At 37.5% G+C, this 26,692-nt stretch carries 20 protein-coding genes; 9 read left to right on the top strand and 11 right to left on the bottom strand.

Annotation, left to right across the window (positions count from 1 at the left end; genetic code table 11):
* Positions 1–129: 129 nt before the first annotated feature.
* Positions 130–1,959, top strand: coding sequence for a sensor histidine kinase (locus WG904_RS03830; protein ID WP_339577963.1), 1,830 nt, complete (start codon positions 130–132; stop codon positions 1,957–1,959).
* A gap of 4 nt (positions 1,960–1,963) precedes the next feature.
* Entirely contained in the window at positions 1,964–2,656 is a 693-nt protein-coding gene (locus WG904_RS03825; RefSeq protein WP_339577962.1) for a response regulator transcription factor, read from the top strand.
* Here WG904_RS03825 and WG904_RS03820 read toward each other — a convergent pair.
* Complete coding sequence (locus WG904_RS03820) at positions 2,653–3,429, bottom strand: GLPGLI family protein (RefSeq protein WP_339577961.1); 777 nt, start codon at positions 3,427–3,429, stop codon at positions 2,653–2,655. The two genes, WG904_RS03825 and WG904_RS03820, sit on opposite strands and share 4 nt — an antisense overlap.
* 4 nt (positions 3,430–3,433) lie before the next feature.
* Complete coding sequence (locus WG904_RS03815; protein ID WP_339577960.1) at positions 3,434–6,220, bottom strand: outer membrane beta-barrel family protein; 2,787 nt, start codon at positions 6,218–6,220, stop codon at positions 3,434–3,436.
* A gap of 400 nt (positions 6,221–6,620) precedes the next feature.
* On the opposite strand from WG904_RS03815, the gene WG904_RS03810 reads away from it, so the two are divergent.
* A complete protein-coding gene (locus WG904_RS03810) occupies positions 6,621–8,900 on the top strand; it encodes a helix-turn-helix domain-containing protein (protein ID WP_339577959.1) in 2,280 nt (759 codons plus the stop codon).
* 50 nt (positions 8,901–8,950) lie between these two features.
* Here WG904_RS03810 and dapF read toward each other — a convergent pair whose 3' ends face one another.
* Complete coding sequence (gene dapF, locus WG904_RS03805; protein ID WP_339577958.1) at positions 8,951–9,730, bottom strand: diaminopimelate epimerase; 780 nt, start codon at positions 9,728–9,730, stop codon at positions 8,951–8,953.
* 215 nt (positions 9,731–9,945) lie between these two features.
* On the opposite strand from dapF, the gene WG904_RS03800 reads away from it, so the two are divergent.
* From WG904_RS03800 to WG904_RS03780, 5 genes are all read left to right on the top strand, one after another.
* Complete coding sequence (locus WG904_RS03800; RefSeq protein ID WP_339577957.1) at positions 9,946–11,490, top strand: S1C family serine protease; 1,545 nt, start codon at positions 9,946–9,948, stop codon at positions 11,488–11,490.
* Between the two features lie 201 nt (positions 11,491–11,691).
* Positions 11,692–12,366, top strand: a complete 675-nt coding sequence (locus WG904_RS03795) for a succinate dehydrogenase cytochrome b subunit (protein WP_339577956.1) — start codon at positions 11,692–11,694, stop codon at positions 12,364–12,366.
* A gap of 31 nt (positions 12,367–12,397) precedes the next feature.
* Positions 12,398–14,377 (top strand): fumarate reductase/succinate dehydrogenase flavoprotein subunit, encoded by a 1,980-nt coding sequence (locus tag WG904_RS03790; RefSeq protein WP_339577955.1) that lies wholly within the window; start codon positions 12,398–12,400, stop codon positions 14,375–14,377.
* A gap of 169 nt (positions 14,378–14,546) precedes the next feature.
* Entirely contained in the window at positions 14,547–15,317 is a 771-nt protein-coding gene (locus WG904_RS03785; protein WP_339577954.1) for a succinate dehydrogenase/fumarate reductase iron-sulfur subunit, read from the top strand.
* Positions 15,318–15,700: 383 nt separating this feature from the next.
* Entirely contained in the window at positions 15,701–16,759 is a 1,059-nt protein-coding gene (locus WG904_RS03780) for an IS3 family transposase (protein ID WP_339578609.1), read from the top strand.
* 104 nt (positions 16,760–16,863) lie between these two features.
* On the opposite strand, the gene WG904_RS03775 is transcribed toward WG904_RS03780, so the two are convergent.
* Genes WG904_RS03775 through WG904_RS03760 form a run of 4 tightly spaced genes read right to left on the bottom strand, consistent with a single transcriptional unit; the run spans position 16,864 to position 20,559 of the window.
* Positions 16,864–17,655 (bottom strand): energy transducer TonB, encoded by a 792-nt coding sequence (locus WG904_RS03775; RefSeq protein ID WP_339577953.1) that lies wholly within the window; start codon positions 17,653–17,655, stop codon positions 16,864–16,866.
* A gap of 25 nt (positions 17,656–17,680) precedes the next feature.
* Positions 17,681–18,226, bottom strand: a complete 546-nt coding sequence (locus WG904_RS03770; protein WP_339577952.1) for a TonB-dependent receptor plug domain-containing protein — start codon at positions 18,224–18,226, stop codon at positions 17,681–17,683.
* Between the two features lie 12 nt (positions 18,227–18,238).
* Positions 18,239–20,185 carry a TonB family protein gene (locus WG904_RS03765; RefSeq protein ID WP_339577951.1) on the bottom strand — a complete coding sequence of 649 codons (1,947 nt, stop codon included), beginning with the start codon at positions 20,183–20,185 and terminating at the stop codon, positions 18,239–18,241.
* Positions 20,182–20,559 (bottom strand): BlaI/MecI/CopY family transcriptional regulator, encoded by a 378-nt coding sequence (locus WG904_RS03760; protein ID WP_339577950.1) that lies wholly within the window; start codon positions 20,557–20,559, stop codon positions 20,182–20,184. Before WG904_RS03760 ends, WG904_RS03765 begins: the two co-directional genes overlap by 4 nt.
* 239 nt (positions 20,560–20,798) lie before the next feature.
* Between WG904_RS03760 and WG904_RS03755 the strand changes: the two genes are divergently transcribed.
* A complete protein-coding gene (locus WG904_RS03755; RefSeq protein ID WP_339577949.1) occupies positions 20,799–22,199 on the top strand; it encodes an MBL fold metallo-hydrolase RNA specificity domain-containing protein in 1,401 nt (466 codons plus the stop codon).
* A gap of 2 nt (positions 22,200–22,201) precedes the next feature.
* On the opposite strand, the gene WG904_RS03750 is transcribed toward WG904_RS03755, so the two are convergent.
* From WG904_RS03750 to WG904_RS03735, 4 genes are all read right to left on the bottom strand, one after another.
* Positions 22,202–22,843, bottom strand: a complete 642-nt coding sequence (locus WG904_RS03750) for a response regulator (protein ID WP_339577948.1) — start codon at positions 22,841–22,843, stop codon at positions 22,202–22,204.
* Positions 22,844–22,846: 3 nt separating this feature from the next.
* Positions 22,847–23,500 carry a sensor histidine kinase gene (locus WG904_RS03745; RefSeq protein ID WP_339577947.1) on the bottom strand — a complete coding sequence of 218 codons (654 nt, stop codon included), beginning with the start codon at positions 23,498–23,500 and terminating at the stop codon, positions 22,847–22,849.
* A gap of 751 nt (positions 23,501–24,251) precedes the next feature.
* Complete coding sequence (locus tag WG904_RS03740) at positions 24,252–24,743, bottom strand: hypothetical protein (protein ID WP_339577946.1); 492 nt, start codon at positions 24,741–24,743, stop codon at positions 24,252–24,254.
* 204 nt (positions 24,744–24,947) lie between these two features.
* The gene (locus tag WG904_RS03735) at positions 24,948–26,591 is read right to left on the bottom strand and encodes a M28 family metallopeptidase (protein WP_339577945.1); all 1,644 of its coding nucleotides are present in this window, start codon (positions 26,589–26,591) and stop codon (positions 24,948–24,950) included.
* Positions 26,592–26,692: the final 101 nt, after the last annotated feature.

The following is a 26,692-nucleotide window of genomic DNA, read 5'->3' as shown; positions in this document are numbered from 1 at the left end:
CTGAGGAGGAGCGGCATTTTTTTATGTAGATTTCGCGATTTTAATGCCAGCTGCTGTGTTAAAAAGTGTTAAAACAAAGGCGTTTCTTTATTAATCAACTATTTTTGAATAGCCTACGATGCAGAAAGAATGAAAAAAGGAAGTCTTTGGATCATAACCGCCCTCATGACACTAGCTTTGCTAGGCGTTTTTGTAATGCAATTGTATTACATTAAGGAATCGTATAAATTAAAATCCGAACTTTTTGATCAAAACGTAAATGCTGCATTAAGTGCTGTAGTAAATAAAGTGCAAAAGAAAAATGCCTTTGTTCACATCAATAAAAGGGGCGATGAAATACAAAAAAAGAAAGAAAAAGGACTAAAAAGACAGATGGATGCCATCGTTGCCTTTAAACTTAAATTTAAGGAAAATGAAAATCAAAGAAAATTTAAGCAAGAGAAGCAGGCGTATGAATACTTGGTTTTTCAAGATAGCGCAATAAAAGCCACATTTTATAAGCCTTTCATGATCACTGAGGAACAGTATCGAATGTATGCCAAAGGTAAGCAGAAAGAGCTAGGGGAGATACAGGATATCAGAGACATCAATGGCAACCGAGTTAAATTAAATGTTATCGTACATATTCCTCGACTTAAAATAAATTTAGAAATTGGGAACTTACCAGATACAATAAGATATTTTGCATTTAGTCCTGAAGATTTTTTTCCAACATTTGTAGGCTTTCCATCAAAAGACCCTGATCTAATCGCCAAATTTAAAATCGAGGATGCAAAAGCGGAACGCAAGTATCAGATGGAATTAAATCAGCTTTATGCAGACACCCTCAATCTTTACGGCGAAGAAAGTTTAAATCTGGTAAAGGATGTCGCATCTGAAATGGACGATCCAAATATTCCCTTAAAACAACGAATTCCGTCAAAAGAATTTTTAGATACCCTCATCAAAAAAGAACTGCTTAACAAAGACATTACACTTAGTTATGCGTATTGGATTACCCCGGTTCGTGAGAAAAATACGATCATTTACCAAAATGTATCCCATACCGATGCATTGCCATTGGCGGATAATGCCTACGAACATAGCCTGTTTAGCAACGATTTAATTCGCGACCCAGGCATGTTATACATTAGTTTCCCAAATAAAAATTCTGCTCTTTTAGAAAATCTATTTGCCACGATGGCCTCGTCTGCTGGACTTTTATTGGTGCTAATTTTTATTTTTACCTATACAATTTTAGCCATCATCAAGCAGAAAAAACTGTCTGAAATGAAAACAGACTTCATCAACAACATGACCCATGAGTTTAAAACTCCAGTGGCAACGATTATGATAGCGAGCGAGGCCTTAAAAGACCCAGAAGTAACTGAAGATAAAAGTAGAATAAAAAGGCTTGCCGGTATTATTTATGATGAGAATGTGCGATTAGGTAATCATATTGAACGTGTATTAAGTGTTGCAAGACTTGAAAAAAAAGACTTGAAACTCGACCTCAATCCTGTTGATCTAAATGATCTAGTGAGCGCTGTAGTGGATAGTATGGATTTGCAGTTGAAAAAGAAAGAGGCAATCGTAACGTTGAATTTGGCCGCCAAACCGGCAGTGATTATGGGGGATGAACTGCATCTTTCGAATGTAATTTATAACTTGATAGACAATGCCAATAAATACAGCAACAATGCACCTAGAATCACCATTAGCACTAGGAATACCGTTAAGCAGCTTTTTTTAACCATAACCGACGAAGGTATTGGCATGTCCAGAGATCATACCAAACGAATATTTGACCAGTTTTATAGAGTGCCAACCGGCAATTTACACGATGTTAAAGGTTTTGGCTTAGGATTGAATTATGTTCAGGATATTGTAACCAAAATGGGAGGAGCCATTAAGGTAAATAGCGAAAGGGAAAAAGGCACCACCTTCGAAATCACACTACCATTTAAACACAGCAATTAAAATTATGAAGAAGATCTTATTGGTTGAAGATGATCCTAATCTCGGATTGTTATTACAAGACTACTTGCAATTAAAAGGCAAGTTTGAAGTGATACTGTGCGCCGATGGTGAAGAAGGATTAAAAGCGTTTAATAAACATAGTTTTGATCTATGTATCTTGGATGTAATGATGCCCAAGAAAGACGGCTTCACCCTAGGGAAAGAGATAAGAAAGACCAATGAGCATGTGCCCATTATTTTTGCAACGGCGAAGGCGATGATGGAAGATAAAGCCTCGGCGTATGATCTAGGGGGTGATGATTATATTACCAAACCCTTTAGAATAGAAGAGTTGCTGTTAAGAATAAATGCTTTATTGAAACGCGTTTCGAAAGATAACACCGCTATAGAACCGTTACAAACTCAGTTTGAGATTGGAAAGTACGCCTTTGATTATACTACGCAACTGATTCATTTTAACGGACAGCAACAAAAGCTGTCGACCAAAGAAGCCGAACTTTTACAATTGCTTTGTATTAAGAAGAATACTGTGCTTACCAGAGAAGAGGCCTTGTTAAGCATCTGGCACGACGATAATTATTTTAACGGCCGTAGCATGGATGTGTTTTTGAGTAAACTTAGGAAATATTTAAGAGAGGATCCCAAAGTAGAGATCCTCAATGTTCATGGTAAAGGGTATAAGTTGTTGGTGAACTAAAGCGTAAACACTTTCAACATTTCTTGGGTACTTTGCCCCCAATCTTTAAGTGCTTCCTTTAAGATATCCATCAACTTTTTTTGATCAGCTACTTTTCCTTTTATGGGTGCAATTAACTTATTAGCGGCAATAGGTTGATCAACTACTGAAGTTGCAAACCAGGTAACGTGTTCGTATGGAAGGGCAACCCCTAATATCATGCCTGGCAAGCCACTAAAAGATTCTGGTCCGCCAGAAACTGGAATTTTATCGGTATAAAATGCCACTACATAAATCGAATCCATAATTAATGCATTTGCTCTACGGCAATCAAAGCCGGCTATAGTACGAATCTCATCTGTAATTTTCCAGTTAATTTTTCGCGTACTATCTTTTAATAAATAGGTTTCTTCATATATTTTTTTCTGTGCAATAGCTGTTCTATTCGTTGTTTGTGTATAAATAGTGTTATTCTGTTGCGCCATAGGAAAATTAAACCATCCAGATTGCATTACTGTTTCTGGAATTGGAGTAAATAAAGTTTGATCTTTATCAAAAGTTAATGTGCTTTTTAGTGTTTTAAATTGAGGATTATTCTTTTTATAGTCTTCGAATACTTTAGGGCCGAAAGTATCATCTGGATATTTTTTAATCTGTTCAGTAATTAAAGCATACATATTTACCTTTTTCTCAAAAGTTATTGTTCCTTGAGTTGTAAAATGGATATTTTGTGCATAACTAAATTGGCAGATTATGGATGCCAAGGCTAAAGTGATTATATTTTTGATCTTCATATTTTTAGTTTTTAGTGGGTGCGCCACCCATTTTGTTAAAGTCCCAAATGAGTGAGAACATAAAATATCTGTTAATGTTATTGTAACTGGTTTGAGTGATCATATTTGCACTAGCATACCTGCTAAAGCCACTGTTTTGGTTTAGTAAATCATTTACTTTGATCATTGCTTTCAACTCTTCCTTCTTAAGGAAACTTTTTGTTATCGATGCATTAACAATCGCCTGCTCAAAACTGGTATTAAATGAAGCAGAAGCTGGTGTGTACGTGTATTGGGCATCGGCTTGAATGGTCACTTTTTTAGGAAGTATAATTTTGAAATTTCCATATCCTGATTTTCCCCATCCCTTGTTACTTCTGTCTTTTTGCAGCGATGCTTCCTGTCCATTGTAGCTCGGGCCAAAATTAAGACTTAACTCAAATTTATCCTTATATCTACTTACTCTAAATTGTGGGCCGAATCTACTACTTGTTGTTTTATTCAGTTCACTATTAATGTAGCTGTAATTTGTACTTCCGCTTGCATTTAGGTTCAGTCCTACGTCCACTCCTAATGCTTTAACTTTTCTGCTAACTCCGCTATATACATTAAAGTTTAAAGGTGTTTTCTCTTTAAGGTTAATCGATTGTCTAATTGATTTCCCTGATAGGTCTGTAGTTGTATTGTTCACGATTTGATTATTTGTAAACCCAAAGTTAGTACCTATATAAATAGACTCATTGCTGAGCATCTTATACGAATTATAGCTCAAACTAATATTGCTACTGTATGAAGGTTTCAGATCGGGGTTCCCGAGTGGGATGTTCAAAGGGTCTGTATTTACTTTTACAGGTTGCAACTGATCAACCGATGGTTGGTTAGTATAGCCATAATAGCCAAATCGCAATGAGCGTTGATTGGAAAATTTATATTGATAGTTTATCTGTGGAATCCAGTTTAGGAAGCTTCTATTATAACGCTGATTTGAGCGCGCTTCGTATTGATTAAAACGTACAGCATTTATTTTTGTGCCGAAACTCCACACGGTTTTAAGTTTTTTATAGTTAAACATTGCCCCACCCTGATTTGTATATTGTGTAGCCTCAAAATCATTGCTGTATTCAGGATCTAAAATCGTATAGTTTCCCGGAGTTGAAGCATTAAAAGATTTTCGATCCGAGCGACTACTACTTAAACTAAAACCATAATTTACCACTAGAGTTAATAATTTGCTGAGGGGTTCATTAAATGTAAAGTTTGAGTTAAATGAGCTAGTTTTAGTATCGTTCGTTTTATATTGATCGATAATTTCACTACTTGTTAGCACGCTTGAAGGGTCATAAAAGTCATTTTTAGATTTTAGATAGCCATCGCTATTTTTGTCGCTCAATTTCTCACTCAGATTGATCGAGAAATTTCGACCTGGCTTTTTGAGTTTTCTGGTATAAAATGCTGAAATGTTAAACAATTGGTCCTTACTATGATTATCAACAGATCTTTTACTGGTATTGAGCAATGAATTGTCGCCACGCAAGCTTATTGCGTTATAATCGGTTACGTTATCCGAATTTTTTAATGTACCATCAACCATTACTTTTAAGTTCGATGAGGTGTCTAACTTAATGGTATACGTAGCATCTAATTTTTGGCGGAATAGGTATTTATCCGACATTTCTTCGCTTGTGTTATTAAAAATCCCAGTAGGTAGGTTGTTTTGGCTAATCACATTTTTATTTGCCTTAATGCCCAATGAGCCTAATTTGTAGTTCGTATTGATGGTTTCTTTATCAGCGTTCCATTTGGTGTCGTAATGCGCCCCCCCATTACGGGCTATCGGAATCCCTTCTCCATAATATTGACCTTCAAACCCATCGATATCATCGCCACTGCCAGAAAAATAAATACCACCATCAAAAATTTCCATATTACCCCCACTACCTCCATACTTGCTGGCATCATCCCAATTCAATCCTGTTTTTCCATTATTTCCCGCAGTACCATACAAAGAAAATTTTTGTTTCGCTTTAAATTTATTAAACATTACCTGCGCTTGGTAGAATTCATCTGTGCCAGCTCCAACATCAACTTTGCCGAAATAACCACTCTTTTTATCCTCTTTTAATTTTAAATTAATAGTTTGCGTCTTTTTACCGTCATCCACCCCCGTAAAAGCAGCTTGATCACTACTTTTTTCGAAAAGCTGTACTTTGTCTATCATGTCTGCTCGCAAATTTTTTGTTACCAGGGTGGGATCGTCTCCAAAAAATTCTTCCCCATCCACTAAAACCTTTTCAACTGTTTTGCCTTGAGCGGTTATCTTTCCGTCTTTATCGATTTGAATGCCCGGCATTTTCTTCAAAAGATCCTCCACCTTGTCGTTGGGTTGTATCGTATAACTTCCAGCATTAAATTCGGTAGTATCCCCCTTAATTTTTATAGCAGCGGCTTGTCCTTTTATAATTACCTCATTTAATAAGGTCGCTTTAGTTCGCATGTTAATGGTTCCAAAGTTAAAACTTGGATTAACCTCGTCTAGCTTAAACTGGTACACATAGTCGGCATAATCAGGATAGGTAAGCAATAGGATAAAATTTCCTGACCGCATAGGCTGAATGTTAAATTCGCCATTTACCGTAGCTCTGGTGAATTTATAAAGGGTAGAATCTTTAGCATTGAGAATGCTGATGGTGGCGTTTTTGAGTTTTAAATTGGCTGTAGAATCGGCAACGATACCTTTCACTTGAAAAAGGCTTTGAGCAGATAGATAGGTACAGCAAAAGCATAAAAATAACGCTAAGCTTAGTTTCTTCATATAGGTTTGTTTGATGGCTAAATATATAACTAAACTTTTAATACTAAAAATTTAGTTGTGAATATTTAACACTTGATAACAAACTTTAACATTTGTTACATTGTATCTAAAGTGCTCAATTTGGTTCTTGATTTATTCGTATCATTCTCCTGGCCAAGATGAAAGCCAATTAGCCGTTTCATTTTCTAAAACCTTTCAGCCAAGGCTTAGACCCTACACCTTTACCGAAGCAGATTATAATCGGGCAACCACATGGCCGTAAATTTTAAAGTTATTTGTCTTTAAATTACAAAAAACTACATCTCCATTAATTCTCCTTCACTAAAACTATATTTTTGATCAAAAATAGGCGTTTAGCCTCAAAAAATGTATCTTCACCAACCTGTGATGTATACTTAAAATGTTAAACGAATCTGAAGACCAACAGCCTGCAAAACTTGCGGCAAAGTTTATAAATTTAACTTCTCGTCATATTTTCCTAACTGGAAAAGCGGGCACGGGCAAAACTACATTTCTGCGAAATTTAATTGCTGCAACACACAAAAAAGCGGTAATTGTGGCGCCAACGGGTATAGCAGCCATCAATGCCGCAGGCGTAACCATTCACTCGCTTTTTCAACTGCCCTTTGGCACGTATTTGCCTCGAAATCCAACAGCAGAATTTGCAACAGCTGATCAACATTTTAATACCCCGAAATCAATCATCAGGCATTTAAATATGAATGCGACAAAGCGGCGCATTTTATTAGATCTAGAATTGCTTATCATTGATGAAGTAAGTATGCTAAGGGCCGATTTGCTCGATGCGATCGACATGGTGTTACGCTACATTCGGAAAAACAATGCATCAAGTTTTGGGGGTGTACAGGTTTTATTTATAGGAGATTTACATCAACTTCCTCCCGTTGTGAAACCGAATGAATGGAATTTATTAAGTACGTTTTATAAAAGCATTTATTTCTTCGACGCCTTAGCCTTGGAGAAAGAACCTCCAGTTTATATCGAGCTCGAAAAAATCTATCGTCAAGCCGATGAAGTATTTATTAACTTGTTAAATAATTTAAGAAATAATCAAGTTACGCCTGAAGATATTGCTTTACTGCAAAATTATTATCGCGAAAATTTTAAACCTAACTTAAGCGATAATTACATCACGCTAACCACACACAATCAAAAAGCAGATGCGCTAAATAAAAGTTCCCTAAATGAGCTAAACGGAAAAAGCTATTATTATCGAGCAACGATTGAAATGGAGTTTCCCGAATCTGCTTATCCCGCAGAACACACACTCGAATTAAAAGTGGGAGCACAGGTGATGTTTATGAAAAACGACCCCACCGGCGAACAGCGTTTTTTTAATGGAAAAATTGCCACTGTGGTCTCGCTGAGCGATGAAGTAATAAAAGTAAAAGCCAATGGATCTAACGAAACCATTCTTATCGAAAAATACACCTGGAAAAACATTCGCTATACTACCAATAAAGTAAGTAACGAAATTGAGGAAGAACTCATCGGCACCTTTACGCAATTTCCTTTAAAATTGGCTTGGGCCATTACGGTGCATAAAAGTCAGGGTTTAACCTTCGATAAAGCCATTGTTGATTTGGGAGATGCCTTTGCTCCCGGACAAATTTATGTAGCCCTTTCACGCTTGCGCTCGCTAGAAGGATTAGTGTTAACCTCTCAACTTTCTGGAAGAACGATTAGGCAAGATCCAAATGTGAGTCACTTTGCAAGAACAAAAGACCAACAAGAAAACCTTTCCTTACAAATAACCAGAGAAAGTGACACTTTTTTAAGGAATTACCTACTACAAAGTTTCGATTTTAAGACGCTAGACAACTATGTTTTCGAACATGTGTTTAGCTATACCAAAGATGCTAAGCGATCTACAAAACAAAAACATTTGCCCTGGGCTCTGAAACTGCAACAAGAATTGATTTCTCTAAAAGCTGATGCAGACAAGTTCCTTAAGCAAATCGAACGTTTATCGCACGTAAATACACCCGAAAATTTAGTCTTGCGTTTAGAAAGAATCATTGCAGCCGAAAATTATTTTAATCCTCAAATTGTAAAACTCAGCGATTCTATATTTGAGTTAATCGAAGTCGTCAAGGCAGAAAAGCAAACCAAAGAATACCTGATAGAATTGGTAGAAATGGAAGCGATGTCTTATGAGCAATTTAAGAAAGTGCGGAAGGCTAAAGCGATGTTAATGGCGAGTTTAAATGGTGAAGAATTAACAAAAGAAACCCTAACAGGCTTATACAACGAGGCAAAAAGAGCTGAGCAAATTCAAAAGGCATATCGATTGCCAAATAACGAAGAGCTTGGCGCTAAAACAAAAGCAGCTAAAAAACAAAAAAATCCAAAAGTGATTAAAGAAGATACAAAGGAGATCACTTTTCGATTAATAAAGGATGGCAAAACCCCTAACGAAATTGCGCTATTACGTAAAATGACTTTAGGAACAATAGAAGCCCACATTGCTCATTTTGTGGCTAAACAAGAGCTGGATCCAAAATTATTTATGTCATCAAAAAAATTGAATACACTGTTAACCGCAATTAATGAACTTAAATCGATTAAACTTAACGATCTGCGTGATCATTTAGGGCGAGATTATTCGTTCAGTGAAATCAAAATTGGCATAGCTGCGCATTTGGCAGAAGGTAATTAACGCGATAAGACGAAGCACCTTAATGCCCGATCCATAGCGGTCAACTACTTTTACAACTTCCCTTCAAAAACTTTCTCCGCCGGGCCGCATAAAAAGATATTGGTAAATGATGCCCCATCATAATCAAATTTAATATTGATGTTGCCACCCAAAACTTCAATTGCCGTTTCGATATGCCCTGTTTTATGCAAGTGCTTGGCCATTGCTATGGCAACAGCGGTAACTCCAGTTCCACACGCATACGTTTCATCTTCTACACCGCGCTCAAACGTGCGCACAAATAAATGGTCGCCTTTATCTTCTACAAAGTTAACGTTGATTCCTCTTTCTTTATAGGTTTCGTTATTTCGGATGTTTTTCCCTGCTGTGTAGACATCAAGCTCTTTTAAACCCACCACTTCTTCTACATAATGTGGCGAACCGGTATTTAAAACGTAAGCATTTCCATCTTTATTAATTTGATTCACGTTAATCATTTGTAGATCTACCCAATTCCCTTCTGCTGAAATTTTGGCATAATGTGGCCCGTCGACTGCCAAAAAATTAGCTTCACTGTCAATTATTCCTAGATACTTTGCAAAAGCTACGATACAACGCCCACCGTTTCCGCACATACTGCCCAGATTTCCATCGGCATTGTAATACACCATTTCAAAATCAAATTTATCATGCTTTAGCAAAAACATTAATCCATCGGCCCCAATGCCAAATCTGCGATCGCAAAGCTGTTTTATGAGATTATTGTCGATTGTTTTTAAATTGCTCATACGATGGTCAATCAAAATAAAATCGTTTCCTGCACCTTGGTATTTATAAAATTGCATGTTCATGAATTCTTCATTTTTATGAGCTATTTTTGATTTAACATTTTTTAACACAAAATCAGATATACTAAGTATACAAATATCGTTTATATGGTATTAAATTTGAGTAAATCTTTCGTAAAGGTATAGAATAATAAAAACTTGAAGGCGATTATAATCTTTTAAAAGAGTAACCACAGATTATGATAGCTTGAATACAATTAAAAAACAAATATTAACATATGAAAAAAATAGGATTAATGGTGTTTACTGCATTCTTAGGGGGTGCAGTTGCAATTGGCGCTTATAAACTATTAGAGCGCAACAACGATAGCTTTTCTTTAACCGAAAAGCAAAATATGATGTTTGCTAATAACCCAATTAAAGTGTCATCAACAGGATCGGTAGATTTTGTACAGGCAGCGGCAGCAGTTTCGCCAGCAGTGGTACATATTAAAACTACCTATGGAACTAAAACGGTAGACAATGAACAAGCTGGTGGCGGGTTCGAAGATTTGTTCGACTTTTTTGGTGGCGGTGGACGAAGAAGTAGTGTTCCGAGGGCAGCTTCAGGTTCAGGCGTAATTTTAACATCAGATGGCTATATCGTTACCAATAATCACGTAGTTGATAATGCTGATAAAATCGAGGTTGTATTAGCGAACAGACGTAAAGTGCTGGCAAAGGTAATTGGGAAAGATGCAAATACTGATTTGGCTTTAATTAAAATTGAAGAAACTGGTTTGCCTTTTGTTAAAATGGGTAATTCTGATAATGTACAGATTGGCGAATGGGTGCTTGCAGTAGGTTTCCCATTAGATTTGCAAACCACCGTAACGGCCGGTATTGTAAGTGCAAAAGCACGTAGTATTGGAATTTTAGATCGACAAAATCAAGGAATGACGCGCGAAGAATGGATGGAGATGCAACGTACTGGAGTAAAACCTGAGCGTCCTGCAAATACATCTATAGAAGCATTCATTCAAACCGACGCTGCGATTAATCCAGGGAATAGTGGAGGAGCATTGGTTAACGCCAATGGAGAGCTTATCGGTATTAACTCTGCAATTGCTTCGCAAACCGGAAGAAATGAAGGCTATGGGTTTGCTATTCCGGTAAATCTTGCTAAGAAAATCTTGGAAGACTTTAAGCAATATGGTGGGGTAAAACGCGGTTATATTGGTGTTACTTTTGAGCCTTTAGATGCTGATGTTGCAGATAAGTACAAAACAAAAGAGATTAATGGTTTATATGTAAACGGTGTTTCTCCAAATGGAGCTGCAGCATCGGTAGGCATTAAAGAGGGCGATATTATCAAAAAAGTAGAAGGTATAGCAATTTATGATTCCCCTGATTTACAAGAGAAAATAGGTCGCCTACGCCCTGGCGATAAGGTAGCTTTAAGTGTTTTAAAAACCGACGGGTCATTAAAAAACGTTGTGGTTACGCTTAAGCCAGAAAGTAGTGTTAGTTTGGCCTCATCTAAAAAAATGGCAGTAGTGCCTACAGGAACTACAGTAGCTAAGCTTGGTGCGAGCTTTGCGCCAGCATCAGCAGAATTGAAATCAAAATATAAGGTAACAAATGGTGTGGTGGTAACCAATGTAGAACCTGGTAAGATGTTCGATTATTTCGACGTAAAAAAAGGCTTGCTAATTACACAGATAAATGGTAAGCCAGTAAATAGTGCTGCCGATGTAGAAAAAGCAATCACTGTTTCTGGGAATGGTAAAACTACAATCACTGGAGTTGGTGAAAACGGTTCTTATACGTTCTCTTTTAATTAAAATTTTAAACTTGTTAATAGGAACCCTGATGTAAAATCGGGGTTTTTTTATGCGCCCAATCTTGCGCCGAACAGCTGAAAACATGCAATTTTTTTAGAATGTTTCTAAATAACCACTTTCTGATGATTTTGTATTTCGTATTCTTATTTTGAATCATATTTTAAATACTTTTGTACCAACTGAATAAAAAAATAAAAGCTAATGGGTAGTATTGCAAACGCTTTTTCCTCATCCATAGGAAAAAAACTAATAATGGGCATCACGGGCCTTTTTCTAATCTCTTTTTTAGTGGTACATTGTTTTTTAAACTCCTTTGTATTTTTTGATAATACGGGCGTACTTTTTAATGAAGGCGCTCATTTTATGGCCACTAATTGGATCATCCGGGCGATGGAAGTCGTGTTAATGGCGGGTTTATTACTGCACATTGTACAAGGCGCACGATTAACTTTCGAAAATCAAGCGGCTAGACCACAAAAATATGCCTACAACAATGGCAATGCCAACAGTAAATGGTATTCAAGGTCGATGGGCCTCTTAGGAACCTTATTGCTAATTTTCTTAATTGTACATCTTTCGCAATTCTGGACGGTTTCTCGCTTTACCGGTATCCCAACAACTGATGCCGCAGGGCATGAAGATCTATATGCAGTAATGAAAGGCACCTTTAGTAACATTTGGTTTGTAGTACTTTATGTGCTTTCGATGATATCACTAGCCTACCATTTATTACATGGTTTTGCTTCTGCTTTTCAAACCTTAGGTTGGAATCATAAAAAATATACCCCAATTATTAAAGCAGTAGGCGTTTGGTTCTCCATCCTTATCCCTTTAATCTTTGCCGCAATGCCAGTTTGGATCTACTTAGGTCTTTAAAATAATTTTTGAACGAATAAAGCTAAAGATAATGTCAGCATTAAATTCAAATATACCTGAAGGAGAATTAACCCATAAATGGACGAAATTTAAATCGTCTGTGCCTTTGGTTAATCCTTCTAACAAAAGAAGTTTAGAAGTAATTATAGTAGGTTCTGGTTTAGCTGGAGCATCAGCCGCTGCTACATTGGCCGAAATGGGCTATAAAGTAAAGTGCTTCTGTTTTCAAGATTCACCTCGTAGAGCGCATTCCATTGCTGCACAGGGTGGTATCAATGCTGCAAAAAACTATCAGAACGATGGCGATAGTACTTATCGTTTATTTTATGATACCATTAAGGGTGGCGATTACCGTGCACGCGAAGCAAATGTTCATCGTTTAGCCGAGGTAAGTGCAAACATTATTGATCAATGCGTTGCTCAAGGTGTTCCATTGGCACGTGAATACGGTGGCTTATTAGATAACCGTTCCTTTGGTGGTACTCAGGTTCAACGTACATTTTATGCAGCTGGTCAAACTGGCCAGCAATTACTTTTAGGTGCATATTCTGCTCTTGAGCGCCAAATAGGAATGGGTAAGGTAGAAATGTTTACCCGTCACGAAATGCTTGAGGTTGTTAAGATTGATGGAAAAGCACGTGGTATCATTGCCCGTAATTTAATCACAGGCGAATTGGAGCGCCACTTTGGCCACGCTGTAGTTTTAGGAACAGGTGGCTATGGGAACGTATTTTACCTATCTACCAATGCCATGGGAAGCAATGTTACTGCTGCATGGAAAGCCAATAAGCAAGGTGCATTTTTTGCAAATCCCTGCTATACACAAATTCACCCAACCTGTATCCCGGTTTCGGGAGATCATCAGTCTAAATTAACCTTAATGTCTGAGTCGTTACGTAACGATGGAAGAATTTGGGTGCCTAAAAAGAAAGACGATAGCCGTAAGGCTTCAGAAATTCCTGAAGACGAAAGAGATTATTATTTAGAGCGTCGCTATCCTGCTTTCGGTAACTTAGTCCCGCGTGACGTAGCTTCTCGTGCAGCTAAAGAGCGTTGCGACGCAGGTTATGGAGTAGGTACATCAAAATTGGCTGTATACCTCGACTTTAAAGCCAATACCGAACGTTATGGTAAAATCGAAGCTTCTAAAGCAGGTATTCACAACCCCGACAAAGAAACGTGCATGCGTTTGGGTACTGAAGTAGTGAAAGAAAAATATGGTAACCTATTCGATATGTATGCACAGATTACGGGCGAAAATCCTTATGAAACCCCAATGCGTATTTACCCGGCGGTTCACTATACCATGGGTGGTTTATGGGTAGATTATAACTTGATGACTACCGTTCCAGGCCTTTATTGTGCTGGAGAGGCAAACTTCTCCGATCACGGTGCAAACCGTTTAGGCGCATCGGCGCTAATGCAGGGTTTGGCAGATGGTTATTTTGTATTGCCATATACTATCGGTGCTTATTTATCAAAAGAAATTTCGGTAAAAGCAATCCCAACAGATCATCCAGCATTTGCTGAAGCAGAAGCCAAGGCAAAAGGTATATTAGATACATTAATCGGTATTAAGGGTACTAAATCCGTAGATCATTTCCACAAAAAATTGGGTTTAATTATGTGGGATAAATGTGGAATGGCACGTAATGCGGATGGATTAAAATCTGCTATCGCAGAAATTCAACAATTGAAAAAGGACTTCTGGAGCGATGTACGTGTTCCGGGAGAAGCAAACGAATACAATCCAGAATTAGAAAAAGCTGGCCGTGTAGCCGATTTTATCGAGTTGGGCGAATTAATGTGCATCGATGCTTTAAACCGTAACGAAAGTTGTGGCGGTCACTTCCGTGAAGAATATCAAACCGAAGAGGGAGAGGCCTTACGTGATGATGAAAATTACGCTTACGTAGCTGCATGGGAAAATAAAGGAGATGGAACGTTTGAACTTCATAAGGAAGAGCTGAAGTTTGAAAATATAAAAATCGCACAAAGAAGTTATAAATAGAAGGGCGCTGGTATAGCGTATTGAGATATGAGTATTGAGACGAATTCAATAGCAATATCTCAATTTAATCGAAATTAATGCGCAAAAGATATAAATAGTAAGGTGTAATGCGTACAGGGATTTACTGCTAATCTCCATACTCAATACTCCATACTCAATACTAAAAAAAATGAGTACAGGAAACATGAATTTAACGCTAAAAGTTTGGCGTCAGAAAAACACCCAAGCTAAAGGAGCAATGGTAGACTATAAAGTGTCTAACATTTCACCAGATATGTCTTTTTTAGAAATGTTTGATGTTTTAAATGAAGATTTGATTACCAAAGGTGACGACCCTATTGTATTTGATCACGATTGTCGTGAGGGAATCTGCGGTATGTGCTCGATGTTTATCAATGGCCGCCCACATGGTCCCAAAGATGCGGTTACCACTTGTCAGCTTCATATGCGCTCGTTTAAAGATGGTGATACCATTGTAGTGGAGCCATGGAGAGCAAAGGCTTTCCCGGTAATTAAAGATTTAACTGTAGATAGGTCGGCGTTCGACCGTGTTATCGCGGCTGGAGGCTTTATTTCGGTAAATACAGGCAATGCACAAGATGCGAACAACCTTCCTATACCAAAAGCACAAGCCGATGCTGCGTTTGAGGCTGCTGCATGCATTGGTTGTGGTGCTTGCGTTGCCACGTGTAAGAATGCTTCAGCGATGTTGTTTGTTTCGGCAAAAATTTCGCAATTAGCTTTATTGCCTCAGGGCCAACCTGAACGTTATAAACGTGTACAGAATATGGTTGCACAAATGGATGCCGAAGGTTTCGGGAACTGTACCAACACGGGTGCTTGCGAGGCTGAATGTCCAAAGGGAATTTCACTTGAAAATATTGCCAGGATGAATAGAGATTATTACTCGGCGAAATTTGTTAGTGAGGAAGAAGGGTAGTTGGTTCATTGGTATTCGCTCATTAGTCATGATGTTAACAAATGAACTATTGAACTGAATAATTTGTTTTTAAACTATTAAATCACTAGATTTAAATGTCCGAGACAGAGGAGACATTAAACAAAAAAGCCCGACCATTTTGGTAGGGCTTTTTTGTAAGGCTGTCCCGTCCTGAAAAAAGTTGACCAATTAAAAGTCAACGATATGAAAATACAGGAAGTTAGGGTGAAGATCACTGTCCCCAATCCCAAGTACAGTGAGAGTTTCAAAAAAGCGGTAGTCCAGGATTACGAGAGCGGGCTTTTGAACAAGGATGAGATACAGTTGAAATATGGCATTGGAGGCAACAGCCGGGTTTTGGAATGGTGCCGGAAGTATGGTAAATTGCACTACCCGAAAAAAGGCAGCTTGGGCAGACCGATGAAAGATCCACAGAAGCAGCGTATCAAAGAACTCGAAAAACAACTGGCAGAAGAAAAGCTGAAGGTACTGGCCTACCAAAAGCTGATCTCCATCGCCGAAAAAGAGGAAGGGATAAGCATCCTAAAAAAAGACGTAGCCAAACAATTGACGAGCTTGCCAAGACCTACTCCAGAAAAGTGAGTATGTTTTGTGCATTGTTTGGCTTTAGCAAACAAGCTTATTTCAAACATAGACAGCAACATCTTAAATCGCAATCAACGGAACTGGAAGTGAGGAGAAGGGTACTGTTGGTCAGACGCCTGATGCCAAAGATTGGCAGCAGAAAGCTGCATTATCTGCTGAGATCGGATATAGGTATTGGCAGAGACCGATTGTTCCATCTTCTAAGGGAGCAGGGGCTGCTGATATTCAAACGGAAAAAGTATACCAAGACCACCAATTCCCGCCACTGGATGCGCAAGTATCCAAACCTAACGGCAAACCTGAAACTTACACGTCCGGAACAGCTTTGGGTTTCCGACATCACCTATGTAGATACGACGCAGGACGGCAACAGCTATCTTCACCTTGTAACCGATGCGTATTCAAAACAGATAATGGGCTATGAACTTTGTGGCGATATGGAATCGAAATCTACGCTCAGGGCACTAAGAATGGCTTTGGGGAATCGCAGATATGACCATCCGCTTATACATCATTCAGACCGTGGACTACAGTACTGCAGCAGGATATATGTGGATGAACTTGAAAGGAATGGCATAATGATAAGTATGACAGAAAATGGCGATCCGTATGAAAATGCGACTGCAGAACGCATCAATGGTATACTGAAGAGCGAATTCGGACTCGGAGATGTACTGAACAATCTTTCTGAAGCAAAGGTACTGGCCAAACAGAGCATAGCCATCTATAATAGTCTGAGGCCACATCTGAGCTGCAAAATGCTGACTCCGATACAGATGCATGGGCAACAGGAGGTAGAACTGAAAACTTATAAAAAAACCCTGAACAAGTGTTAGTTTGTTCAAGGTTTTTCATCAAATTTGAAAATCAGAAAATAGTCAACCTATTTCAGGACTTCACAGGCTATTTGCCTTGTTTTTGAGTAGTAATCGAGCCTTAATTACATCGTAAATTTAACAGGGATATTGTATTTAACGCGAACAGGCATCCCGTTAATTAGGCCAGGATTCCACTTTTTAGACAATTTAACTACTCTTATTGCTTCTTCATCTAATCCAGAGCCTAATTTTCTTCCTTCCGCTTTAATATCTGTAAGTGAACCGTCTTTTTCGATAGTGAAGGTCACATAGGTTGTTCCTTTCACTTTAGCCTCTGCTGCAGCTTTTGGATATACCATGTTGCTGCTTAAAAACTTATACAATGCTGCAATCCCACCCGGATAGGTTGGTGGTGTTTCCATAGCGACCTGGTCGTATACCGTATTAGGTTCTACACGGGCGGGCGTTGCTTTGGCTGTGGCTGTGGCAGTTTTTACATTTGGCTTCTTATTGGGGATAGTAAACTTTAAGGGCAAATTGAATTGTGTCCGAATTGGTTTGCTTGCAACCATTCCGGGATTCCACTTTTTAGCTAATGTAAGTACCCGAATGGCTTCGTTTTCTATTCCATATCCTAACTTTCTACCTTCAGGCTTTATACCAGTTAAAGAACCATCTTTTTCGATCACAAACGTTATGTATACGGTTCCCTGTATGTTATTTTCGACTGCAGACTTGGGGTACTTCAAATTGGATCCAAAAAATTCATAAAATTTCTGAATGCCGCCTGGGTATGTAGGCGGGTTTTTTAAGGATACATGATCGTATACTTTGTTGTCTTGTGCATTGGTTTTGCTAACGCATACGTTGAGCAGTAACACCGCTAGTAGCGATGAGAAAATTTTTAATTTCATCTTTTTTAGGTTTTAGTTTAGCGTACTAGTTTTTAATTATTGCGGGCGTTTCTTTCTTGGTAACAATTACAATTACACCATTTTCTGCCCCTTTCCCGTATAAGGCTATGGCCGAAGCATCTTTAAGAACGGTTACAGATTGAATTTTATTTGGATCTAATTCATTGATGCCAGTTTGATCAAGTATTTCTCCATTTAAAACCATTAGGGGCTTTTTGCCATAGACGCCATTTCCTCGAATGATTATATTGTTTAAATCGATTTTTTCTTCGGGCTTATTTTTAGTTGTAATTAAAATTACACCGTTGCCGCCTTCTTTTCCGTACTGTTCAAAAGCTGAGGCATCTTTAAGAACGGTTAAGGATTCGATTTGGTCAGGACTTAAACCGCTAAGCGTAACGCCTACCACTTTTCCATCTACCACATAAAGCGGTTCTTTACCGAAAGATTTAGCACCTTCAACGTTAATCGCTATCGGTTTCTCTGGTGTACTACTCTTGATTTGTGCATTAACACCTGTGGTAATGCAAAACATCAATGCAGTTAACGATAGGAATGTAAGTCGTTTCATAAATTATTTGGTTTATTTAGTGGTAATTAATATGGCGCCATTTTCAGCTTCTTTTCCATAAAGCGCAATTGCGCTGGCATCTTTAAGAATTTCTACACTCATAACTGTTGCAGCTTTCAAATTATTAAAAGCAAATTCAGCTTCTTTCTTACCATTAATGATATAGATTGGCTTTGCTCGTTCAGTAGAATTTTTTTCTTTTAAAGTAACCGAAGTGGCAGCAACACTGATGTTAGCTTTATTTCCAGCTGCTTTTATTTTCGCCGTTTCTGCTGGCATGGTAAATTTTATAGGAATGTTATATTTAACACGAACGGGTTTACCATTTTGCATGCCGGGATTCCATTTTTTACTCATTTTAACTACGCGAATGGCCTCATCTTCAAGTCCATATCCAAGCTTTCTGCCTTCAATTTTAACGTCGTTTAACGCGCCATCTTTTTCTACTGTGAAAGCAATATAAAGCGTTCCTTGTATGTTATTTTCGGATGCGGTTATAGGATATCTAATGGTATTGCCTAGAAAAGCATATAATTTTGCAATTCCTCCAGGATATGTTGGTGGGTTAATTACCGAAATATGGTCATAAATGGTATTATCATCTACATTATCATTTTTTGGCACCGCCGAAACTGGATAGCTGGAAATCGTAATTTTTGGAAGCTCATTGTATCCATTAGGTGCTTCATTGGCCATAGCTTCTTCCTTACTACTAAGCTGATTTGACTTGAAAGCAGTAACGAAACTATAATTTCCATCTTCAGCAGGTAAGTCTTTAGTAAAAGCTAAAATGCTCTGCTTTACCTCTTGCTCAGTACCGTGGCCCAAAGAGCCAACAACATCTACTTTATTAATTTTACCCGCTTCTATATCGAAATTAACACGTACGTTCCCCTGAATTTGATGATCGATCGCATCTTTTGGGTACATTATATTATTGGATAAAAATCTGTAGAAATTATCCCATTTTTTGTGAGTTGAATAGCTTTTTGTAGTGCCAAATGCAGTCGCATCAAAGGTTGTTGGAGCAATTTCAAGAGCTGTAATTCGTAACGGCGCCTCAATGGTTTCACTTACAACAGTCTTAATATTGTTAAGCGGAATTTGTTCGGAAACAGCAATTAAATTATCATTTTTACGAATAGTGGCTGATGATAAAATAAGGGTTAATGCAAATAGGGGAACGAACAAACCATACTTTAAGATGGCGGTTTTTTTAGAACGTTGCTTGTGCAACATAAATATCCTTTTCTTGATTAACGATTTGGTAAAAAAACCATTGGTTAAGGTACTCGGCCTAGTGCCAAAGGCCTGACTTAATAGCAATAGAGAATACATTTCCTTATCCCCCTGAAATTTTGCTGCTGCTTCATCGGCCAAGAACTCGTGGATGTTTTTAACTGTGTATTTGTAAGCGTAAATAATTGGATTGAACCATGTAAATATGGCTAAGAACTCAAAAAAGAGCACGTCAATTGTGTGTTTTTGTTTAATGTGAATTTCTTCATGAAGGTCGATAGTTTCAGGTTCGGGTACATCATCTGCTATTGCTTTCCTGTTAAGAAATGAAAATGCTGCACCTTTACTTACATTATAAAACATTTTTCGAACTGCAATTAACTGATAAATAAATCGACAGATAAAAAATAAAATACCACACGCATATATTGCTACAATTAAATTACCCCAGTTAAATTTCTCTGCACTAGGATGAATTACACTTGCCTGAGATACAAAACCACTTATTTGATCAACACCGAGATATACTTGTTGCGAAACGGGTTGAGTAGTTAACCACTCGAAGCGCAAAAAGGGGATAGCTAAGGATAGCACACCAGATGCAATCAAATATATTCTGTTTAAGATAAAATAAGTTTCTCTATCCAATAACAGTTTATAAAAGCAGAAAAATACAATCAGGTAAATGTTTACCTGTAGCAAATAATGCGCCCAACTCATTTTGGTCTGTTTTTGAATTTATTGATCATTTTTAAAATTTCATCCACATCGCTTAAATCAAGCTTTTCTTCTTTAACGAAAAAGGAGAACATGCTTTCTACGGAGTTCTCGAAATAATTTCCTAATAATTTCTCAGTTGCATGACGCTTATATTCTTCGCGGCTAATCAGTGGATGATACTTATGGGCTTTGCCAAATGCTTCGTGACCGATAAAACCTTTAACCTCGAGTATTCTGATAATGGTTGAAACGGTATTGTAGGCGGGTTTCGGTTCAGGCAAATAATCCATTACCTCTTTTACGAACGAGTTTTCTAGTTGCCATACAATTTGCATGATTTGTTCCTCTGCCTTTGTTAAATCTTTAATTTCCATGATAATTGTTGTTTTTTATATTAATTGAGCGTTTTTATAGAATTGGGTGTTATTATTTGAGTAATTTAAACAAATAATTAATATAAATCTAAAACTAATATTTTAGTTTACATAATTTTTTTTCATTTATTTTCAAACGTCAATTTTTAATATGAAATAGCCATGTGCCGAAACGCACAAACACAAATGAAGATACATGGCGTATTCCATATGACAATTAAAAACAATATTATCTACATATGAAAATAGCCTTTCATGGTGCGGCTCAAACGGTTACAGGAAGCAAGCATCTGGTAACCTTAGCAAATGGCACTCAAATTCTTTTAGATTGTGGTTTATTCCAAGGAATGGGCCGAATTACAGATGGATTAAATGAACATTTCGGCTTTCACCCCTCTACGGTAAATTATGTTGTGCTTTCTCATGCGCACATCGACCATTGTGGTTTATTGCCTCGTTTTGTAGCTGAAGGGTTTAATGGCTCTATTTATTGTACGCCAGCTACCATGGATTTAGCGAGAATTTTAATGCTCGATTCGGCTAAGATACAAATGCAGGATAGTGAATTTGCTAATAGACACTTACGCCCAGGTGAAGAAGAGGAGAAACCATTGTATACTGATCAAGATGCGATTAAAGCAATGGGATTGATGAAGGTTGTGGCTTATGAAGAAAATTATCGGATAAGCGAAGATATTGTTTTGAAATTTACTGATGCAGGGCATATTTTGGGGAGCGCGGCAGTACATTTAACGCTTAGAGAAAACGGTAAGGAAACAAAATTAACGTTTAGTGGCGATGTTGGGCGCTATGGTGATATGCTACTTAGAAGCCCCGCAGTGTTTAACCAGGCTGATTATATCTTGCTCGAATCTACCTATGGCGATTCGTTGCACAAGGATTTAGAACCTATCGAAAAGAGACTGCTCGAAATTATAAATCACACCTGTAAAGTTAAAAATGGTAAAGTAATCATCCCTGCATTTAGCGTTGGGCGAACGCAAGAACTTTTATATGCGCTAAACGGATTGGAATTAAAGCATCAACTACCCGACTTAAATTATTATGTAGATAGCCCGCTCTCCGCCCAAGCTACTGCGGTACTGAAAAGCCATACCGAAGTCTATAACCATAATGTAATGAAAGTGTTGGCGGTTGACCATGATATTTTTGCTTTTAAAGGATTAAAATTTATTGAAAGTACAGAGGAATCAAAGGCCCTAAATGCCGACCCTCGTCCATGTGTAATTATATCCTCTTCAGGTATGGCCGAAGGGGGCCGGGTTAGGCATCATATCAAAAATAACATCAGCAATTCGAAAAATACCATTTTGATGGTGGGTTACTGTGAACCTTCTTCTTTAGGTGGGCAATTGATTGGAGGGCAAAAAGTGGTAGAAATTTTTCGGGATGATTATGAAGTTAAAGCCGAAGTGCAATCTATTCGCTCGATGAGTGCACATGGTGATTATGAAGACCTGTTAAGGTTTTTATCTTGCCAAGATCCTGCGAAGGTTAAACGTTTGTTTTTGGTACATGGAGAGTATGAGGTTCAACAAAAATTTGCACAACAATTAAGGAATAAAGGATTTAGTCATATTTCGATTCCGGCTCTTCATGAGGAGTTCGAGTTAGATTAGCTCTATATTCTGATCAACCCATTCTTTATCCCATAAACCACTAAGCCCGTTCTCGATTTAATATGAAGCTTAGCGAACAGGGATTCTCGATAATTATCTACTGTTCGTGGACTAACGTTCATTTGAATAGCAATTTCCTTATAGGTAAATTCAGTACTGCAAAGCTGCAGAAAGGTGAGTTCTTTTTCTGTGAATACGATTTTAATAGGGTCTTTTTTAATAGAAGACAATAACCTGCCCGATACAAGGTCGTTAATGTAAAATCCTTTTTCTTTTATGGTTTGGATGGCCATTAGCAAGTCTGATGGTTTCGATTCTTTAAGCAAATAACCACCTGCTCCAGCTTTAAGCATTTCGATAATTGCTTTTTCATCTTCGAACATGCTTAGTGCTAAAATATTGATGTCTGGATGATTTGTTTTTAACCACCTTGTAGTTGTATAACCATCCATAATGGGCATGCTGATGTCCATTAATACTACTTTAACAGGGCTATAGGAGTTTAATTTCTCTTGAAAATCTAATCCGTGTACGGCTTCAAAAACCACCTCAATTTCATCAAACTCTTCTAATAAGTTTGCTAATCCCGAACGGAATAAAGTATGGTCATCGACAATAGCGATGGCTGTTTTTTTGTGGAGCATAACCTAGGGATAAGGGATTTCGATGGTAATTAATGTGCCTTGGGTTGGTTTCGAATCTATTTCTATTTTTCCATCAATCATTTCAATGCGTTTGTGGATGGAATAGAGTCCAATTCCTCTTTTCTGGTGTTTTATTTCTTCGTAATTAAACCCAACACCATTTTCGGCTATGTGCAAATAAAGTATTTCCTTCATTAACGAAGTGCTAATGTTTACCTGGGTAGCTCTTGCATGTTTGATAATGTTATTGATAATTTCTTGGAGTAGGCGTAATATAATGAGATCTTTCGTTGGCGATGAAACTTCACTAGTTAATAATTGATTTTTAACTATAAGCTTGTAACCACTAACGCTTCTTAACCGATCTAACTCTTGCTTAATAGCTTCTCCCAAGCCAATTCCTACCAATTGCTCGCCTTGTAACAGCCTCGCCAAATCGCGTAGCTCTTTAATGGATTGGTGAAGTAAACTTAACGAATTATTTATCTTTTTTTCAGATTTTTCTGCCTCATTTAACTTAATAGAACTTAATGTTAATGTGGTTAAACTTAATAACTGCCCAATGTTGTCGTGAAGATCAGTTGCAATAGTTTGCATGGTTTGTTCTTGTACTTCAATTTGTGTTTTTAAAATTTCAGCTTCAAATTTTAATTCCATATTATGCTTTTCTTCCAAGTCTTTTGCTTTTAAAGAATTGTATTCCTTAATATAAATTAAAAGAAATAGCGGTGCCAGCAAAAAAATAAAAGTGGCTAGGAGAATGATGACAATAATTTCCGTTGACGAGAATTGCATATAAAAGAATAAATCCAAATGCTATAAAGTAGTAAGTTTAAACCAAGCATAATATAAATTAAAACGGCATAAGATTTTGGAAAATGTTGATATAAAAAGTGAATAAATAGATTGTAAATGGTGCTTCCGAAATAATAAAATAATACTGCTGTAATCCACCAAAATTGAGGGTGGATTTTTAAGTTAATAGGGTCTTTTTGCTTAATAAGTAAATAAAAATAAATTAAACTAATAAATACGAATAGTACTGACACTATAGTTATGCTTAAAGTCTGAAATTTCAAGAAACTGTGCCTGAAAATTTCAAAAATATAGTTAACATAGAATATAGTTAGGGCAAAACCACAAATAACGATGGCATTAGAAATTAATGGTTTTAAAGCTACATATAGTCCATAAGAAATATAAGTAGCTTCGAAAAGGATAAAAATATTGTAGATCCATGCGTTCGATTTGTGGAAGGAATTAACATACAGCAATCCAAGAATTTCAGTAATACATACAATGGTTAAGTAGCTTACCGTAAGGTAAGAAAATTTTGTGCCATCGCTCCTCAAAAAGAACAACGAAGCAGTCAAACAACTCATCTCAATAAGAATGTTTATGATATGGGTCATGGAAATTCACATAGGGGTAGATTTTCATCATTAAAAATATCACTTGAACAATCGCATCCGCTTTCGGGTGGACAAAGCCCTCCTCGATTAAAGGGTTCAGTTCTAACTTCTACTTCAATATTTTGAAAATAGTCGTTATGTTTTTCAGGACGGCCTTCTACACTATGTGTTGAAATTAATACCACTGTATTTTTATCTGCATAGTTCTCATGTCCTTCTGGAGGAGTATCGCCATAATTGGCGAAATAGATTCTTAAACCATCAGTTACCTCATTTGGTGTTTGCTGGGAGCTTGCCTCTCGCTCAGCATTTAGCAAATCTGTAATATCATTTAACTGTTCGAGGCTAAACCAAACAGAAACGGTATTGTTCAATTGCCCCTGCTCATCTCTACCAATAGTATCGATGTAATTATTTACCATTTCTTTAGCTTCCAAAAATGGAATGTTCAATAATACACTTTTTTCGGTTGATCTTAATTTTTCCATGATACGCGTTTTAATTAAATGATAGGATTTGTTAATGCTAAAATTCGTTAAATCGCTAACTATCGTGTACCGTAAAATTACCCTAATTATTACCGTAAAATTACCTTTTTTTTAAAGTATAAAAGAAGCCCAGTAAGTTAAACTCACTGGGCTGGTTTATGAAAAGGAAAAACGTAAAAAATCTAACCTTCGTAAATCTAAATGTTAATTTCCTGGACGTGGAGCTGGCATTACCGGCATTGGCTTGCGTGGTAATTTTTCTGCGCGTTCTGAAGTATGATATACGAAAGAAGCTACAATGGTTGCAGATTTTTTCAAATCATCTTCTACCAAACGATCAAATGTATCCATGTTCGAGTGGTGTGTACGGGTATTGTAATCCATCGGGTCTTGAATAAATTGGAAGCCTGGTAAACTCATCGCATCAAACGATTGGTGATCGGTACCCCCCGTGTTTCCAACATTAATTGTTTTCGCACCTAAATCTTCAAAAGGAGCTAACCAAGCTTTAAAAATATCTCTAACTGCTGGATTGCTTTGCAAATATACGCCACGAATGGTTCCTGTGCCGTTATCTAAGTTGTAATATGCACTTAATTTCTCATGTTCTGGTTTTACCACAAGCTCTTTTGCCGGGCTTGCTGGGCGACCATTAAACGCTGGTGTAGCTTGTGATGGCGGGGTGCCAAAATGTTCAGCAACATAGCCTCTCGATCCAAATAAACCCTGTTCTTCTGAACTCCATAACGCAATACGGATGGTTCGTTTCGGTTTAAAGTCTATTGCTTTTAAAATCCGCATCGCCTCGATCATCACGGTAGAACCTGCAGCATTATCCGTTGCTCCCGTTCCCGAATGCCACGAATCGTAGTGGCCACCTAACATTACAATTTCACTTTTTAGGGTAGGGTCTGTTCCTGGTATTTCTCCAATTACATTATATCCTTTAGGGTCTTTGTCATAAAATGAAGTTTTTATATCAGCCTCTACTTCTACTTTCTCACCACCTCTTAATAAACGCAACATGTGTAAATAATCTTCTGGAGCCATTTCTAATTCTGGATTAACCGGTTTAGCATCTAAACGGTATGATGCACCATTGCTAGTAAAGAATGTACCATAACTTCCTCTACTTGCCATTGTAATTCTTAAGCCAATTTTTTCGGCCAATAACATACTATCAATTGCAGCTCTTACCGCACCTAATCTTAACATCATTGCCCTTTGATTTGCACCATTGCCAGCAGCACCTGGTCTGCCCCCAAAACGACCACCTCCTCCGGCTCTTAAGGTTGTGGTATCCATTCTGTATAATGCAGCGTCATCATAACGTACAACATCAGCAGTATATGAATTTTTTAAAGGCTGTGTTAAAGCCGATTCGATCATTACAATTTTACCTGCCAGTTTTCCTTTATATTTTGCTAAATCGGTAATGGTATCCGCTTTAATCAAAATTACTTCCGATTTAATTGGGCCTTTAGTTCCAGGGGTCCATGCTTTTGGTGAGGCAATCATAGCGTGATAATAAGGAAGCGTAGTTGCTGCATAATATTTATCAACTTGCCATCCTTTACCAAATTCGCCCCAAGCTTCTAGATGCACATTTTTAAGTCCGATTTCGTTAAAGTATTTCACTGCCCAATCTTGTGCTCTTTTTAAGCCCGGAGAATTCGATAAACGTGGTCCAGATACATCAGTAATGTGATAAGCAATATCCATGGCTTTAGATTTCTCTAAGCCCTCGGTTCTGATTTTTTGTACAGCTGCCGAATTTACGGGCTCTTGTGCAAAAGCAGAAAAGCATAAGCCTATGGCCAATGCGCTAAAAGTAAAATGTTTATTCATAATTAATTAGTTTTTTAGTTTTAGTTAAGTAACGTTGTTGTTGGTGAATTTACAGGTATTGCTAAATAGTTGTACCTTTCTATTCATATTTTTACACATGT

The organism is Pedobacter anseongensis, from assembly GCF_037482965.1.
GTDB classification, from domain to species: domain Bacteria; phylum Bacteroidota; class Bacteroidia; order Sphingobacteriales; family Sphingobacteriaceae; genus Pedobacter; species Pedobacter anseongensis.
Note: the sequence above shows the minus strand (reverse complement) of the source record. Positions and strands in the feature narration are given on the sequence as shown.

Bases quoted from the DNA above. Each gene is read 5' to 3' on its own strand.
- WG904_RS03830 (WP_339577963.1), top strand. From the start codon at position 130: ATGAAAAAAGGAAGTCTTTGGATCATAACCGCCCTCATGACACTAGCT.
- WG904_RS03825 (WP_339577962.1), top strand. From the start codon at position 1,964: ATGAAGAAGATCTTATTGGTTGAAGATGATCCTAATCTCGGATTGTTA.
- WG904_RS03820 (WP_339577961.1), bottom strand. From the start codon at position 3,429: ATGAAGATCAAAAATATAATCACTTTAGCCTTGGCATCCATAATCTGC.
- WG904_RS03815 (WP_339577960.1), bottom strand. From the start codon at position 6,220: ATGAAGAAACTAAGCTTAGCGTTATTTTTATGCTTTTGCTGTACCTAT.
- WG904_RS03810 (WP_339577959.1), top strand. From the start codon at position 6,621: ATGTTAAACGAATCTGAAGACCAACAGCCTGCAAAACTTGCGGCAAAG.
- dapF (WP_339577958.1), bottom strand. From the start codon at position 9,730: ATGAACATGCAATTTTATAAATACCAAGGTGCAGGAAACGATTTTATT.
- WG904_RS03800 (WP_339577957.1), top strand. From the start codon at position 9,946: ATGAAAAAAATAGGATTAATGGTGTTTACTGCATTCTTAGGGGGTGCA.
- WG904_RS03795 (WP_339577956.1), top strand. From the start codon at position 11,692: ATGGGTAGTATTGCAAACGCTTTTTCCTCATCCATAGGAAAAAAACTA.
- WG904_RS03790 (WP_339577955.1), top strand. From the start codon at position 12,398: ATGTCAGCATTAAATTCAAATATACCTGAAGGAGAATTAACCCATAAA.
- WG904_RS03785 (WP_339577954.1), top strand. From the start codon at position 14,547: ATGAGTACAGGAAACATGAATTTAACGCTAAAAGTTTGGCGTCAGAAA.
- WG904_RS03775 (WP_339577953.1), bottom strand. From the start codon at position 17,655: ATGAAATTAAAAATTTTCTCATCGCTACTAGCGGTGTTACTGCTCAAC.
- WG904_RS03770 (WP_339577952.1), bottom strand. From the start codon at position 18,226: ATGAAACGACTTACATTCCTATCGTTAACTGCATTGATGTTTTGCATT.
- WG904_RS03765 (WP_339577951.1), bottom strand. From the start codon at position 20,185: ATGAGTTGGGCGCATTATTTGCTACAGGTAAACATTTACCTGATTGTA.
- WG904_RS03760 (WP_339577950.1), bottom strand. From the start codon at position 20,559: ATGGAAATTAAAGATTTAACAAAGGCAGAGGAACAAATCATGCAAATT.
- WG904_RS03755 (WP_339577949.1), top strand. From the start codon at position 20,799: ATGAAAATAGCCTTTCATGGTGCGGCTCAAACGGTTACAGGAAGCAAG.
- WG904_RS03750 (WP_339577948.1), bottom strand. From the start codon at position 22,843: ATGCTCCACAAAAAAACAGCCATCGCTATTGTCGATGACCATACTTTA.
- WG904_RS03745 (WP_339577947.1), bottom strand. From the start codon at position 23,500: ATGGAATTAAAATTTGAAGCTGAAATTTTAAAAACACAAATTGAAGTA.
- WG904_RS03740 (WP_339577946.1), bottom strand. From the start codon at position 24,743: ATGGAAAAATTAAGATCAACCGAAAAAAGTGTATTATTGAACATTCCA.
- WG904_RS03735 (WP_339577945.1), bottom strand. From the start codon at position 26,591: ATGAATAAACATTTTACTTTTAGCGCATTGGCCATAGGCTTATGCTTT.